The sequence below is a fragment of the Sporichthya brevicatena genome, from assembly GCF_039525035.1.
Lineage (GTDB): Bacteria > Actinomycetota > Actinomycetes > Sporichthyales > Sporichthyaceae > Sporichthya > Sporichthya brevicatena.
The window spans coordinates 1-14,387 of the sequence record NZ_BAAAHE010000009.1 but is presented as its reverse complement, the minus strand read 5'-3'; the positions used below and the strand labels follow the sequence as shown (position 1 = coordinate 14,387).

The following is a 14,387-nucleotide window of genomic DNA, read 5'->3' as shown; positions in this document are numbered from 1 at the left end:
GCCACATCGGCCACCCTACAGACGTGCCCTAGCCTGGCGACCGTGAACGAGGTGTTCGACCGCATGGAAGCCGCGGTCAAGCCCCACCTGCGCGGCTGGCTGCACATGGGCACGTTCCCGGTGTCGGTGATCGCCGGCTTCGTGCTCGTCGCGATCCCGCAGGAACCCCGCGCCCGCCTGGCCTCGGCGATCTTCGCCGGCACGGCCTCGCTGCTCTTCGGCGTCAGCGCGCTCTACCACCGCGGGAACTGGGGTCCGCGCACGACGGAGATCCTCAAACGGATCGACCACGCGAACATCTTCCTGATCATCGCGGCGTCCTACACGCCGTTCGCGCTGCTGCTGCTCGACGACCGCACCGGCACGATCATGCTCTGGATCGTCTGGTCCGGCGCCGCGCTGGGCGTGCTCGTCCGGTCGATCTGGATCAACGCCGCGCGCTGGTTGTCGGCCCCGGCCTATCTGATCCTCGGCTGGACGGCGGCGTTCTTCGTGCCCCAACTCGTCGAGGGCGGCGTCGCGACGTTCGTGCTGCTCATCGTCGGCGGCGTCCTGTACTCGATCGGCGGCATCGTCTACGGGCTCCGGCGCCCGAACCCGTCACCGCGCTGGTTCGGCTTCCACGAGGTGTTCCACTCGTTCACCGTCGTCGCGTGGATCGTGCACTACGTCGCGGTGTCGATCGTCGCGTACAGCTACGGCTGACGCGACGACCGACCCGTGACGAGCAGGTGGATCAGCCGAGCAGACCGCCCAGGTCCAGGTGGAGGCCGAGCGCCGTGGACGTGTCCGCGACCAGCTGGTCGACGGTGCCCAGGGTGTAGTCGAGCTCGGCGCCGAGGTCGAGCGAGCTCGGGTCGGCGAGGACCGAGTCGACCGTGTCGGTGGTGTGGTCGACGTACGCGGGCACCGCCGGCGCCACGAGGGTGTCGGAGAGCACGACCGCGACGGTCGAGTCGACGGTCTCGCCGACGTTGTGGATCAGCCCCTGCAGGCCGACCAGGAGGTCCCCGCCGATCGGCAGGTTCGACGTGTCGGCGACGTCGGCCAGCAGCCCGTTGACCAGGTCGTTCGTGGCGTCGCCGCTGGTGTCCGCAGTCGCGGCCAGGGCGGTCGGGCCCTCGGTCGCGCCGACGGTGACGACGTCGGTGAGGTCGCCCGTGACGCCGTCGAGGCCGAGCGAGGCGCTGATCTCGTCGACGGCGCTGGTCGCGGTGACCAGCGTCGAGTCGACGGTGCCGCCGACACCCAAGCCGAGCGCGGAGTCGAGCAGCCCGGTCAGGTTCGACAGCAGCGAGTCGCCGCCGACGATGGCGATGCCGGCCAGCGCCGACAGCCGGGCGGGCAGCTCGTCGGTGACGCCGAGCGTCGAGGTGATGCCCTCGACGACGTCGCTGACCGGGTCGAGCACCGGGCTCAGGACCGGGCCGAGCGCCGCGGTCACCCCGGTGACCTGGTCGAGCGTGACGTCGAGCGTGTGGTCGAGGTGGTCACCCAGACCGTTCAGGACGCCCCCGACGGTGCCGGGCAGGTCCCCGAGCACGTTGCTCAGGGTGCCGTCGAGGCTGCCCAGATCGAGCAGGTCACCACCCAGCAGGTCACCACCCAGCAGGCGGCCGCCGCCGCCGAGAACACCCCCGACGACGTTGACCAGGACGCCGTCGACGACGGTCTCGACCACGTCCTCGACGAGCTCGACGACGTCCCCGAGGACGTCGGGCAGACCACCCAGCAGGCCGTCGAGATCCCCCACGGCAGAACCAGCGAACGCGATGGCCTCGTCGGCCTTGTCCACGACAAGAGTGTCGGACATCGGAAACTCCCCCCGAAGTTCAGCAGATGTGCTGTGCACACCCGATCACGCCGGGGCCGGACCGCGAATGCGCCGGGCGGGTGACTGAACCCGTGAGCAATCTGACGCTCCGTCGGTCAGTTGCGCAGGTAGGTCAGGAATTGTCCGGTTCGGCCGGCGGCTCACCGGCGGCGCGACGCTTGGCGTCCTGCTCGCGGGAGTGCCGGTCGACGTCGATGTTCCGCAGCCGGTTCTGCATCGACTTGATGAGGAAGAACACGACGACGAACATCGCGATCAGCAGCGCGAGGGCGATGAAGCCCGGCGAGACCTTGTCCTCGTCGATCACCACCGGCGCCGGCGACGGGTCCGCGGCCGTGACGACATCGACGAGCTGCAGGAGCCCCAGGGTCAGCATCATGGACACACACGATCGCGTACGCCGGCGAACAGGTCGTCCTCGGGGACCTCGGTGTCGACGAGCGAGCGGGCGAGCTCGAAGTCCTCGGTCGGCCAGACCGCCTGCTGCATCTCCATCGGCATCTTGAAGAAGAAGCCGTCGGGGTCGATCTGCGTGGCGTGCGCGCGCAGGGCCGCGTCGCGGACGGGGAAGTACTCCGCGCAGTGGACGCGGGTCGTCACGGGGCGGGAGTCACGGTCCTTCCAGCGCTCCAGCCACTCCGCGTACGGGGACTCCAGGCCGGCCGCGACCATCGCGTCATGGAGGGCCTGCGTCTTCTCCTTGGTGAAGATGACGTCGTAGTAGAGCTTCAGCGGCTGCCACGGTTCGCCGCACTCCGGGTAGAGGCCCGGGTCGCCGGCGGCGTCGAACGCGGCCACCGACACCTGGTGGCAGGCGATGTGGTCCGGGTGGGGGTAGCCACCCTCCTCGTTGTAGGTCGTGACGACGTGCGGCCGGAACTCGCGCATCAGCTTCACGAGCGGCCGCGCGGCCTCCTCGGTCGGGACCAGTGCGAAGCAGCCCTCGGGCAGCGGCGGCAGCGGGTCGCCGCTCGGCAGGCCGGAGTCGACGAATCCGAGCCAGGCCTGCTGGACGCCCAGGATCTCGCGGGCGGCCTCCATCTCGGCGGCCCGGATCGCGTGGATGTTCGCGGCGACCTCGGGGTCGTGGGCGAGCTTCGGGTTGAGGACGTCGCCGCGCTCCCCGCCCGTGCAGGTCACGACCATCACCTCGACGCCGGCGGCGACGTACATCGCCATCGTGGCCGCGCCCTTGCTCGACTCGTCGTCGGGGTGGGCGTGGACAGCCATCAGGCGCAACGGTTTCGCGCTCGACACGCGTGCGTCCCGTCCTCTCCTCGAATCCCCCGGGGCGGCCGGCTCAGCGCGTGACCCCGTCCCGAAGGATAGTCGGCCGGCGAACGCGCTGATCACGGTGCGTATCGGGCGGCCGGTGATGCCACTCTTTCGGGCTAAACCCCCAAAATGTTCAAAAATTCCCAGGCATGAATCTTGTGTCACGGGGGAACGCCTCTCACTACACTGAGCGGCCTAGCCACGACCGTCGCACCGTCATCCGGAGCGTCGGTCGGTTTGTTTACTAGGCCTGCTCGTGCGTGGTTCACCGATCTGATCCACCTGACCGTCCGTCAGCGCAGCGCCGGCGGACGAACGAGCCCGCAACACATCCGCAAGGAGCGACCCATGACCACGGAAACCGTTACCTGGCTCACCCAGGACGCCTACGACCGGCTCAAGGCGGAGCTGGACCAGCTCTCCGGTCCGGGGCGCGTGGAACTGGCTCGCAAGATCGAGGCGGCCCGCGAGGAGGGTGACCTCAAGGAGAACGGGGGCTACCACGCCGCCAAGGAGGAGCAGGGCAAGCAGGAGGCCCGCATCCGTCAGCTCAACGAGCTGCTCCGCCACGCCAAGGTCGGCGAGCCGCCGGCCAACGACGGCGCCGTGCACCCCGGCTCGATCGTGACCATCCGCTTCGCGGACGGTGACACCGAGCGCTTCCTGCTCGGCTCGCGCGAGGTCGAGATGGGCGACCTCGAGGTCTACTCCGAGAAGTCGCCCCTGGGCTCGGCGATCCTCGACCACAAGATCGGTGACGTCTGCGCGTACGAGCTGCCGAACGGCCGCAAGGTCGAGGTCTCGATCGTCGACGTGGAGCCGTTCACCGGCTGACCCCTACGGCAGCCCGACTCAGCGCCGGACCTGGCGCATCCGCCGGGTGCACAGCGTCGCCGCGACGCCGATGATGCCGACCGACCAGAGCACCGTGAGCAGGACCGGGTGCTCGGCGGGGAAGGTGCCCTCGTCCCGGAACGGGTTCGGGTTCCCGAACAGTTCCCGGGCGGCGGCGGCCACCGCCGTCACCGGGTTCCACTCGGCCACGGTCTCCAGCGGTTCCGGCATCGTCTGCGTCGGGACGAAGGCGTTGGAGACGAAGACGACCGGGAACAGCCACATCATCGGCATGCTCTGCGCCGCCTGGACGCTCTTCGCGACCAGCCCGAGGTAGGCACCGACCCAGCTCATCGCGAAGCCGAAGAGCAGCAGGACGCCGAACGCGGCCACGGCCCGGACCGGGCCGTCCTCGATGCGCCAGCCGACGATCACGCCGGCGACGGCCATCACCGTCAACGAGATCGACATGCGCGCGACGTCGCCCACGGTCCGCCCGACGAACACGGCCGCGGGGTGGATCGGCAGGGTCCGCAGCCGGTCCATCAGGCCGAGCTGCAGGTCGTAGGCCATCGCGATCGTCGTCGGGTAGGTGCTGAACGCGACGGCCTGGGCGAAGACGCCCGCGAGCAGGAACTCGCGGTAGCTCCCGCCGCCGGGGATCGTGATCGCCCCTCCGAAGACGAGGGCGAACAGGAACACGAACACCAGCGGTTGCAGGAACATGAACGGCCACAGCTCGCGCACCCGCACGGTGTGGAGCAGGTTGCGCCGGGTCAGCACCCCGGCGTCCGAGATCGCCCAGGCGATCTCCGACCCGAGCGACCACGCCGGGCCGCGGCCGGCGCGCCGGTGGGACTTCCGGGAGGCCGCCACCCGCGAGGGCAGCGGCTCCCCGATCGAGTCGGTCATCGGGACGTCACCGCCACGAAGACGTCGTCGAGCGTGGGCCGGTGGACGGAGATGTCCTGCATCGCGATGCCGTGGCGGTCGAGGACCCGGACGATGCCGGCGATCGCGGCCGAGGCGTCGCCCGCGGCCGGGACGCCGACGGTCCCGCCGGCCTCGTCGACGACCGGATCGCCGGCCGCGAGCTCACGCAGCGCGGTCACCGCCTGCTCCATCTGGGTGACGTCGGTGAGGCGGACGTCGACCCGGTCCCCGCCGACCTGACGCTTCAGCTCGTCGGGGGTGCCGGAGGCGATGACGTGCCCGCGGTCGACGACCGCGATGCGGTCCGCGAGCCGGTCGGCCTCCTCGAGGTACTGCGTGGTGAGGAGCAGCGTCGTCCCGCCGCGGACGAGCTCGGCGAGCAGGTCCCACAGGTCGAGGCGGGAGACCGGGTCGAGGCCGGTCGTCGGCTCGTCCATGAACAGGACCTTGGGCGTCGCGACGAGGGCGGAGGCCAGGTCGAGCCGGCGGGCCATGCCGCCGGAGAACGTCTTCACCGGCTGCCCGGCGACGTCGGTGAGCCGGAACCGCTCCAGCAGCAGGTCGGCCCGCTTGTCGGCCTGCCGGCGGCCGAGCCGGTAGAGCCGGCCGAACATCTGCAGGTTCTCGCGGGCCGTCAGCGTGTAGTCCAGGGCCGCGAACTGCCCGGCCAGCCCGATGCGGCGGCGCACCGCGGCGGGCTCGCGCAGGACGTCGATCCCGGCCACCTGGACGCGGCCGGCGTCCGGGCGCAGCAACGTCGTCAGGATCTTGACGGTCGTGGTCTTCCCGGCGCCGTTGGGGCCGAGGAGGCCGAGCGCGGTGCCCTCCGCGACCTCCAGGTCGAGGCCGTCGAGGGCCCGGGCCTGGCCGTAGTGCTTGACCAGGCCCTCCACGACTACGGCGTTGGCCACCGCACCATGGTGCCGGTCGCCCCGAGCGGGAGTGACGATCTTTGCCCCAACCGGGTCCGGCGCGGCTCCGGACGCCCGGGTCGGGAGGACCGATCAGCCGAAGACCAGCGGATATCCCGCGGCCCGGAGCCGGCCGAGCACGGCGTCGGTGTGCTTGCCGCCCCGGGTCTCGATCTGGACGTAGACCTCGGCCTCGTCGACGTGCAGGCGCGGGTTCGTGCGCAGGTGCTCGACCTCCAGGACGTTCGCGTCGGCCTCGCCGAGCTCGTGGAGCAGGGCCGCGAGCGCACCGGGCCGGTCGGTCATCCGGGTGCGGAACGCGACGAACCGGCCGGACGCGGCGAGGCCGTGCCGCAGCAGCCGGAGCATCAGGAGCGGGTCGACGTTGCCGCCGGACAGAATCGCGACCACCGGGGGCTCGAAGGCCTGCGGGTCGTCGAGCACCGCCGCGACACCGGCGACGCCCGCGGGCTCCACGACCAGCTTCGCGCGTTCCAGGCACAGCAGCAGCGCCCGGGACAGCGACTCCTCGGACACCGTCCGGACGTCCGGCACGAGCTCGGCGATCACCGCGAAGGGCACCTCGCCGGGCCGGCCGACCGCGATGCCGTCCGCCATCGTCGTGACGCCGTCCAGCGCGACGGGGTGCCCGGCCGCGAGCGAGGACGGGTACGCGGCCGCACCGGCGGCCTGGACGCCGACGACGCGGACGTCGGAGCGCTCCCCCACCGCCGCGGCGACCCCGGCAAGCAGGCCGCCGCCGCCGGTGGGGACGACGATCGTCCGGACGTCGGGGACCTGCTCGAGGATCTCCAGCCCGACCGAGCCCTGCCCGGCGACGACGTCGACGTGGTCGAAGGGGTGGATCAGCACCGCCCCGGTCTCGGCAGCGAGTTCGGCGGCGGCGGCCAGGGCCTGCTCGACGTTGTCGCCGATCAGGCGGACGGTCGCGCCGTAGCCCTCGGTCGCGGCCACCTTCGGCAGGGGCGCCCCGACGGGCATGACGACGGTGGCGCGGCAGTCCAGCAGCGACGCCGCCAGCGCGACGCCCTGGGCGTGGTTGCCCGCGCTCGCGGCCACCACCCCGGCGGCGCGTTCCTCGGGCGTCAGGCGGGCGATGCGGACGTAGGCACCGCGGAGCTTGAAGGACCCGCCCCGCTGGAGGTTCTCGCACTTGAACCGGACCGGACCGCCGCAGCGGTCGGAGAGCACCCGGGAGCCGACGACGGGCGTGACCCGCGCCACGTCGGCGAGGAGGTCCGCGGCGGCGCGGACGTCCGCGAGCGGAACGGGCAGGGCCGGGGACACGCTGGCAGTGTGCCGGATCACCCGGGCTCCGGGGCCGCATCGACTGCGGGACCGGCGCGCCGGATGGCCTACCCTTCTGCGGTGAATTCGGGCCGGAGCTTCCGCCTCCTCATGGTCGGACTCCTGCTGGGCGTCCTCCTCGGGGCGCTGGACGGGACGATGGTGGCGGTCGCGCTGCCGACCATCGTCGGCGACCTCGGCGGCGTCGAGGACACGCACTGGGTCGTCACGGCCTACCTGCTCACCGCGACCGCGTCGACCTTGCTCTACGGACGGGTCTCGGACCTGTTCGGCCGCAAGCCGGTCTTCCTCGCCGCGATCGGCCTGTTCCTCGCCGGGTCGACGCTGTGCGCGCTGGCGCCCGGCATGGGGACCCTGGCCGCGGCCCGTGCCCTGCAGGGCCTCGGCGGCGGAGGCCTGCTCACCCTCGCCCTGGCCGTGATCGCGGACGTCGTCCCCGCCCGGGACCGCGCGAAGTACCAGGGGCTGTTCGGCGCGGTGTTCGGACTGGCCAGCGTGCTGGGGCCGGTGATCGGCGGCCCCGTCGTCGACGCCGCGGGCTGGCGCTGGCTGTTCCTGCTCAACCTGCCGGTCGGCGCGGTGGTGCTCGCGCTCGTGCTCACCCAGCTGCCGCTGCCGGTGCGCCGCCGGGAGCACGCCCTCGACCTGCGCGGCGCGGCGCTGCTGGCCGGCGCGGTCGGCTGCTTCCTGTGCTGGATCACCCGCGGCCAAGAGGTCGGCTGGGCCGACCCGCAGAGCTGGCTGCTCGGCGTCGGGGCCGCGGTGCTGGCCCCCGCGTTCGTCGTCTCGCAGCGCTCGGCGCCGGAGCCGGTGCTCCCGCTCGGACTGTTCCGCAACCCGGCGTTCGCGCTCACCGGGGCTGTCGCGTTCTGCGTCGGCGCCGCGATGTTCGCCGCGATCCTGTTCATCCCGCTGGTGCTGCAGCTCGTGCAGGACCGCAGCGCGACCGCGTCCGGCCTGATGCTCACCGCGATGACGACGGGCCTGCTGATCAGCTCGGTCGGCGTCGGGCGGGCGGTCAGCCGCACCGGCCGGCACAAGGCGCCGCCGGTGGCGGGGACGGTGCTGATCACCGTCGCGATGCTGGCCCTGACCCGGCTCGACCCGGCGACGTCCGCGGCGTACACGGTCACCGCGCTCACCCTGCTCGGGCTCGGCATCGGCCTGGTCTCGCCGGTGCTGGTCGCGGTGGCGCAGTCCTCCGTCGACGTCCGGGACCTCGGCATCGCGACCGCGTCGGTCTCGTTCTTCCGCAACCTCGGCGGGACCGTGGGTTCCGCCGTCGGCGTCGCGGTCCTCACCCACCGACTGAACGACGCCGCCCTCGACGTCGACCAGGTCTCGACCCTGCCGGAGCAGGTGGACGCGCTGCCCGCGGCGGCTCAGGAGGCCTACGCCCTGGCCTTCGCCGAGGCCGCGACCGGCGTGTTCTGGGTGGCGGCCGCGGTGGGCGCCGTCGCGGTCGTGCTCGCGGCACTCACCCCGGCTCTGACGCTGAGTCAGGTCGCGGCGGAGGAGCCCGGCGACCAGTACGTGCCGGGGACGAGCACGAGCGCCGCCGCGCCCACCAGCCCGGCCTCCTGACCCAGCGCGGCCGGCACGATCCGCGTCGCCCGCACGAAGTCCATCCGCGCCTGCGCCTCGTAAGCGGCGTGCAGCGGACCGAACAGCAGGTCCCCGGCCTGCGCCAGGCCACCGCCGACGGCCACGACGTCGAGGTCGCACAGGTGGGACGCCGACGCGATCGCCACCCCGAGGGCCTCCCCCGCCCGCCGGAGCGCGGCCAGCGCGACCGGGTGCCCGGCGCGGGCGTCGGCCGTCATCGTCGCCGCGTCGTCGCCGGCGGGGTTCGCCCAGCCCTCGGCGCGGGCCCAGGCCGCGGTGCGGGGGCCGCTCGCGACCGCCTCCAGACAGCCGCGGGCGCCACAGGCGCACTCCGGCCCGCGGGGGTCGACGCAGACGTGCCCGATGTGACCGGCGTTGCCCCGGGCGCCGTCGACGAGCCGCCCGCCGAGGACCAGGCCCCCGCCGACCCCGGTGGAGACGACCATGCCGAGGACGTTCGCGCTCCCCCGGCCGGCGCCGCGCCAGTGCTCGGCGACCGCGACGCAGACGGCGTCGTTGTGGATGCGGACGACGTCGCCGACGCCGAGCTCGCGCGCCAGGTCGCGCAGCCGGTCCCGGAGCGGGAAGTCGCGCCAGCCGCCGATGTTCAGCGGGGAGACCCGCCCCGCCGGCCAGACCATCGGACCCCCGCAGCCGACGCCGATCCCGGCCGTGGCCGCCCCCGCCTTGGCGTGCACGCTGCGGACGAGGTCGGCGAGCGCGGTCCACAGGACCTCGGCGTCGGGCGAGCGCGGGGTCGGGACGCGGTCGGCGGCGCGCACGGTGCCGTCGGCGTCGACGAGACCCGCGGCCAGCTTCGTGCCCCCGATGTCGACCGCGAGCGCGACGCTCACCGGCCGGCGCTCACGAGTCGGCGCTCCCGAAGGCGAGAATCGACGCAGTGAACCCGTGCAGGTGGTTGCGCCCGCCGACGGGGCCGATCTCCCCACCGGCGAAGAAGCCGGCGAGGGCGGGCACATCGAGGCCGGCGGCGACGAGCTTGGCGTCGTGGTCGGCGGTCCCGAACATCGAGGCGCCCCGGCCGTTGCAGGAGAACAGCAGCGCACCGCGGGCCGTGCCGACGTCCGTCCGGAACTGCGTGAGCACCTCGGTGAGCTCGTCGTGCGCGGCGGTGGCGTCGCGGACCTGGAAGCGCACGGTCCGGCCGACCTCGACCACGTCACCGACGACGATCGAGCCCCGGTCCGGGTGCAGGCCCGCGACGCCGCGGATCAGGAAGTCACCGCGCTCGTGAACCTCGGCGTACTCGTCCATCGCGATGCCGATCTGAAGCCCCGTCAGCGCCAGCTCGCGGTCCTCGGGGTCAAGGGCAGCCAGCACCTCCTGCAGCTTCTCGCTGGCGGGCATGCCGGCCAGCGAGAGCAGCTCGTTGCCGTCGGCACTGGTCACGACCATCGTCGGCCCGACCGGGCGGCAGCCCTGGCTGACGACGGTGCTGACGTCGACCTCCCCGCCGATCAGCACGCCGACGGCGCCGGAGTCGAAGGCGTCGTCGTCGCAGGCGAGCCAGGTCGACCGGCCGGCCGTGGCCAACGCGGACCCGGCAAGCCCGCCGACGAGCGGCAGACCGGGCAGGACCTCGTTCGAGAGCTCGACGAACCCGTCGACCGGGAACGACCAGGGGTCGGCGAGCAGCACCCCGACCGCGTCGTCGATCTCGGGGTCGGGCAGGCCCAGGACCGTCAGCCCGTCCGGGCTGCGCACGACGTCGAGGTGGAAGGTCTGGATCCGGGCGCCCGGCAGCACCGCCGCCCAGACCGCGACCGCCGGCTCGAGCTCGCACCCGGTCTCGGGGCCGATCACCCCGGAGGCGCTGCAGCCGATCAGGGCGGCGGCCCCCAGCTCGGCGACCACCACCTCCCCCGCGGTGGCGATGTCGTCGACGTCCAGCCCGCTGATGAACACGCAGGCCAGGTCGGGGGCCTGGCCGCCGAGCGCCGCCCGCGCGGTGGCCGCGGCCAGCCGTGCGGCGCCGGCGAGGTTCCCCGCCGTGGCCGCCCGTTCCACACCGCTGCCGAACCGCATCGTGTCTCCTTCGCCGGGTCGGGGCCCATTGTCCCGCTCTGCCGCCCGGATGATCGCCGGCGCACGAACGCGGCGCGGCGACGTACCGTGCTCGCATGCCTGCGCACCCTTCCTCGACCCCTCCTGCCCCGCGGACCCTCGGTGAACTCCGGGCGTCCGGGCACCAGCACCGCACGCTCAAGGCCGAGCTGCGCGCGAACCTGCTCGAGGCGCTGCGCACCGGCGGCGAGCGCTTCCGCGGAATCGTCGGCTTCGACGAGACCGTCCTGCCCGCCCTGGAGCGCGCCCTGCTGGCCGGCCACGACCTGGTCCTGCTCGGCGAGCGCGGCCAGGGCAAGACCCGCCTGGCCCGGACGCTGACGACCCTGCTCGACGACTGGACGCCGGTCATCGCGGGCTCGGCCCTGCGCGAGCACCCGTACGAGCCGCTGACCGCGCACAGCCGCGCCCTGGTCGCCGAGGCCGGGGACGACCTGCCGATCGAGTGGCTGGCCGCGGCGGACCGCTACGCGGAGAAGCTCGCGACCCCGGACACCTCGGTCGGGGACCTGATCGGCGACGTCGACCCGGTCAAGGTCGCGGAGGGGCGCAGCCTCGGCGACCCGGAGACCGTGCACTACGGCCTGGTCCCCCGCGCGAACCGCGGCGTCTTCGTCATCAACGAGCTGCCCGACCTCGCCGAGCGCATCCAGGTCTCCCTGCTCAACGTGCTCGAGGAGCGGGACATCCAGATCCGCGGCTACAACCTGCGGCTCCCGCTGGACCTGCTGCTGGTCGCGACCGCGAACCCCGAGGACTACACGAACCGCGGGCGGATCATCACTCCGCTCAAGGACCGTTTCGGCGCCGAGATCCGCACGCACTACCCGCTCGACCTCGCCCATGAGATCGCGCTGGTGTGCCAGGAGGCCGTGCTCGGCTGGAACGGCGCGGAGTCCCCGGTGCCGGACCACCTGCTGGAGATCCTGATCCGCTTCACCCGCGCGGTGCGCGAGTCGCCGGCGGTGGACTCCCGCTCCGGCGTCTCGGCGCGCTTCGCGATCGCGGCCGCGGAGACCGTCGCGGCCTCCGCCTACCGCCGCTCGGCCGTCACCGGGGAAGCGCCGATGGCGCGGGTCTCCGACCTGGCGACCGTGGTCGCGACGCTGCGCGGCAAGGTCGAGTTCGAGGCCGGCGAGGAGGGCCGCGAGCTGGAGGTGCTCGCGCACCTGCTGCGCCGCGCCACCCACGAGGTCTTCCGCGCCCGCCTCGGCGGGGCGGACCTGTCGGGCCTGATCGAGCGGATCGAGAGCGAGGGCATGATCGCCACCGGCGACCTCGTCCCGGCCGCCGACCTGCTGGAGGCGATCGGACCGCTGCCGGGCCTCGCGAAGCTGATGGAGCGGCTGGGTCTGGACGGCGCCGAGTCCCCCGGCCAGGCCGCGGCGGCCGCGGAGTTCGCACTCGAGGGCCTCTACCTCGCGCGCAAGATCTCCAAGGACGTCGACGGCACGGGGCGCGTGACCTACCAGTCATGAGCCGGTATCGCTACGGCCCGTACGACGACGGGCCCGACCCGCTCGCCGCACCGTACGACGTGCGGCGGGCGCTCGACGAGCTCGGGGACCGGGTGCTCCAGGGCGGCCGGCCGGAGGACGCGCTGCGCGAACTGCTGCACCGCGGCGCCGGCGGCCGCCGCGGGCTCGACGCCCTGCGTCGCGAGGCGGCCAAGCGGCGCAAGGAGATCCGTCGCCGGGGCCGGGCGGACGGGACGCTCGACGAGGTGCGGGCGCTGGTCGACACCGCGATCGGGCAGGAGCGCGCGCAGCTGTTCGGCGACGCCGACGACGACGCCCGTTTCCGCGAGGCGCGGCTCGACAACGTCCCGAACGGCGTGGCGCAGGCGATCTCGGAGCTCTCGACCTACGACTGGCGCTCCCCCGAGGCGGCGCAGACGTTCGCCCACGCGCAGGACGTGCTCCGGCGCGAGGTTCTCGACAGCCGGTTCGCCGGCATGAAGCAGGCCCTGCAGGACGCGACGCCGGAGGACATGGAACGCGTCCGCAACATGCTCGCGGACCTGAACGAGATGCTCGCCGCCGACGACCGCGGCGAACTGACGCAGGATCAGTTCGACCGGTTCATGGAACAGTACGGCGACTTCTTCCCGGACAACCCGCAGAACCTCGACGAGCTCGTCGACTCCCTCGCCCGGCGTATGGCCGCCGCGCAGCGGATGATGGCGTCCCTGACCCCGGAGCAGCAGGACGAACTCGCCCAGCTCGCGGAGGGCGTGTTCAACGACCTCGGGATGTCGGCCGAGATGGGCCGGCTCTCCGACCAGCTCCGGGCCCGCCGCCCCGACCTCGACTGGGACGGCGGCTCCCGGCTGAACGGCGACCAGCCGCTCGGGATGGGCGACGCGACGTCCGCGTTCCAGGACCTCGCCGACGCCGAGGAGCTGCTGGCCACCCTCGGCCAGGAGTACCCGGGCGCGAGCCTGGACGACGTCGACGAGGAGGCGGTCCGGCGCGCGCTGGGACGCGGGGCCCTCGACGACCTCGCGGAGCTCAAGCGCATCCAGCGTGAGCTGGAGGAGCAGGGCTGGCTGAACCGCTCCGGCGGACGGCTGGAGCTGACGCCGAAGGCGGTACGGCGCATCGGGCAGTCGGCGCTGCGCAAGGTGTTCTCCTCGCTCGCGGCCCGGCAGCAGGGGACGCACGAGATCCACTCCGCCGGGTCGGCCGGCGAGCTCACCGGCGCGACCCGCGCGTGGCAGTTCGGCGACGAGCAGCCGATCGACGTCGTCCGGACGCTGACCAACGCCGTCCGCCGCGGCGGTCTCGCCGACGACGGGCGGATCCGGCTCGACGTCAGCGACTTCGAGGTCGCGGAGACCGAGCGGCGCGGGCGCGCGGCGGTGTCGGTGCTGATCGACATGTCGTACTCGATGGTGCTGCGCGACACCTGGGTCGCGGCGAAGACGACCGCGCTCGCGCTGCACGCCCTCGTCCACGGGATGTACCCGTCGGACGCGGTGCAGCTGGTCGCGTTCTCCCGCTACGCGCAGGAGATCTCCGCGACCGAGCTCGCGACGCTGGAGCCCGACTACGTCCAGGGCACGAACCTGCAGCACGCGCTGCTGCTCGCCGGGAAGTTCCTCGAGCAGCACCCGGGCAGCGAACGGATCGTCCTCATCGTCACCGACGGCGAGCCGACCGCCCACCTGCTCCGCGACGGCGGCGTCCACTTCGACTGGCCACCCGCCCCCTCGACCCTGTCGCTGACCTACGCCCAGATCGACGCGATGACGCGCCGGGGCGCCTTGCTCAACGTCTTCTCCCTCGACGACGACCCCCGCCTCGCCGCGTTCTGCGAGGAGGTCGCGCGCCGCAGCGGCGGCCGGGTCTTCTACCCCGACCCGTACCGCCTCGGCGACTACGTCGTCAGCGACTACCTCAAGCTCCGCAACCGCAACGCCCGCCGCCGCTCCGCCTGACCCGTGTCAAGAAAGGGTGTCACCCCTTACTCCGCAGTAAGGGGTGACACCCTTTTTGGATTCGGGCCGGCATCCAAAAAGGGTGACGCTCCTATGTCCCGTCAAGCCGGGTTGGGGCCTGCTTCGAGGAGTCGGTAGAGGT

13 protein-coding genes are annotated in these 14,387 nt (G+C 73.0%); 5 read left to right on the top strand and 8 right to left on the bottom strand.

The features are described from left to right. The first annotated feature begins 42 nt into the window (after positions 1-42). Complete coding sequence (gene trhA / locus ABD401_RS06805; RefSeq protein ID WP_344602953.1) at positions 43-705, top strand: PAQR family membrane homeostasis protein TrhA; 663 nt, start codon at positions 43-45, stop codon at positions 703-705. 31 nt (positions 706-736) lie between these two features. Here trhA and ABD401_RS06800 read toward each other — a convergent pair whose 3' ends face one another. The 3 genes from ABD401_RS06800 to mca form a co-directional block, all read right to left on the bottom strand. Next, on the bottom strand, positions 737-1,813 hold the full coding sequence (locus ABD401_RS06800) for a hypothetical protein (protein WP_344602951.1): 1,077 nt from the start codon (positions 1,811-1,813) through the stop codon (positions 737-739). 133 nt (positions 1,814-1,946) lie between these two features. After that, on the bottom strand, positions 1,947-2,213 hold the full coding sequence (locus tag ABD401_RS06795) for a hypothetical protein (protein WP_344602949.1): 267 nt from the start codon (positions 2,211-2,213) through the stop codon (positions 1,947-1,949). Further along, complete coding sequence (mca, locus tag ABD401_RS06790; RefSeq protein ID WP_344602947.1) at positions 2,210-3,064, bottom strand: mycothiol conjugate amidase Mca; 855 nt, start codon at positions 3,062-3,064, stop codon at positions 2,210-2,212. The genes ABD401_RS06795 and mca overlap by 4 nt, the downstream gene beginning before the upstream one ends. Positions 3,065-3,457: 393 nt before the next feature. On the opposite strand from mca, the gene greA reads away from it, so the two are divergent. Further along, positions 3,458-3,943, top strand: coding sequence for a transcription elongation factor GreA (gene greA, locus ABD401_RS06785; protein ID WP_344602945.1), 486 nt, complete (start codon positions 3,458-3,460; stop codon positions 3,941-3,943). A gap of 18 nt (positions 3,944-3,961) precedes the next feature. Here the strand turns inward: greA and ABD401_RS06780 are convergent, their stop codons facing one another. The 3 genes from ABD401_RS06780 to ilvA all read right to left on the bottom strand — a co-directional run bounded on the left by ABD401_RS06780 (position 3,962) and on the right by ilvA (position 7,095). Next, positions 3,962-4,855, bottom strand: a complete 894-nt coding sequence (locus tag ABD401_RS06780) for an ABC transporter permease (RefSeq protein WP_344602943.1) — start codon at positions 4,853-4,855, stop codon at positions 3,962-3,964. Continuing rightward, entirely contained in the window at positions 4,852-5,787 is a 936-nt protein-coding gene (locus tag ABD401_RS06775; protein WP_344602941.1) for an ATP-binding cassette domain-containing protein, read from the bottom strand. The genes ABD401_RS06780 and ABD401_RS06775 overlap by 4 nt, the downstream gene beginning before the upstream one ends. A gap of 93 nt (positions 5,788-5,880) precedes the next feature. Then, positions 5,881-7,095, bottom strand: a complete 1,215-nt coding sequence (gene ilvA / locus ABD401_RS06770; protein ID WP_344602939.1) for a threonine ammonia-lyase — start codon at positions 7,093-7,095, stop codon at positions 5,881-5,883. 81 nt (positions 7,096-7,176) lie between these two features. On the opposite strand from ilvA, the gene ABD401_RS06765 reads away from it, so the two are divergent. After that, positions 7,177-8,700, top strand: a complete 1,524-nt coding sequence (locus tag ABD401_RS06765) for an MFS transporter (protein ID WP_344602937.1) — start codon at positions 7,177-7,179, stop codon at positions 8,698-8,700. Here ABD401_RS06765 and ABD401_RS06760 read toward each other — a convergent pair. Next, on the bottom strand, positions 8,616-9,575 hold the full coding sequence (locus ABD401_RS06760; RefSeq protein ID WP_344602935.1) for an ROK family protein: 960 nt from the start codon (positions 9,573-9,575) through the stop codon (positions 8,616-8,618). The genes ABD401_RS06765 and ABD401_RS06760 overlap by 85 nt on opposite strands. Before the next feature lie 10 nt (positions 9,576-9,585). Continuing rightward, complete coding sequence (locus tag ABD401_RS06755; RefSeq protein WP_344602933.1) at positions 9,586-10,767, bottom strand: FIST signal transduction protein; 1,182 nt, start codon at positions 10,765-10,767, stop codon at positions 9,586-9,588. 95 nt (positions 10,768-10,862) lie between these two features. On the opposite strand from ABD401_RS06755, the gene ABD401_RS06750 reads away from it, so the two are divergent. Together ABD401_RS06750 and ABD401_RS06745 are read left to right on the top strand one after the other, a co-directional pair. Next, complete coding sequence (locus ABD401_RS06750) at positions 10,863-12,284, top strand: ATP-binding protein (protein WP_344602931.1); 1,422 nt, start codon at positions 10,863-10,865, stop codon at positions 12,282-12,284. Beyond that, positions 12,281-14,245, top strand: coding sequence for a vWA domain-containing protein (locus tag ABD401_RS06745; protein ID WP_344602929.1), 1,965 nt, complete (start codon positions 12,281-12,283; stop codon positions 14,243-14,245). Before ABD401_RS06750 ends, ABD401_RS06745 begins: the two co-directional genes overlap by 4 nt. The last annotated feature ends 142 nt before the right edge of the window (positions 14,246-14,387 follow it).

Excerpts from the sequence above, each read along its gene's own strand:
- ABD401_RS06755 (WP_344602933.1), bottom strand. The coding sequence starts at position 10,767 with ATGCGGTTCGGCAGCGGTGTGGAACGGGCGGCCACGGCGGGGAACCTC.
- greA (WP_344602945.1), top strand. The coding sequence starts at position 3,458 with ATGACCACGGAAACCGTTACCTGGCTCACCCAGGACGCCTACGACCGG.
- ABD401_RS06800 (WP_344602951.1), bottom strand. The coding sequence starts at position 1,813 with ATGTCCGACACTCTTGTCGTGGACAAGGCCGACGAGGCCATCGCGTTC.
- ABD401_RS06745 (WP_344602929.1), top strand. The coding sequence starts at position 12,281 with ATGAGCCGGTATCGCTACGGCCCGTACGACGACGGGCCCGACCCGCTC.
- ABD401_RS06750 (WP_344602931.1), top strand. The coding sequence starts at position 10,863 with ATGCCTGCGCACCCTTCCTCGACCCCTCCTGCCCCGCGGACCCTCGGT.
- ABD401_RS06780 (WP_344602943.1), bottom strand. The coding sequence starts at position 4,855 with ATGACCGACTCGATCGGGGAGCCGCTGCCCTCGCGGGTGGCGGCCTCC.
- mca (WP_344602947.1), bottom strand. The coding sequence starts at position 3,064 with ATGGCTGTCCACGCCCACCCCGACGACGAGTCGAGCAAGGGCGCGGCC.
- ABD401_RS06795 (WP_344602949.1), bottom strand. The coding sequence starts at position 2,213 with ATGATGCTGACCCTGGGGCTCCTGCAGCTCGTCGATGTCGTCACGGCC.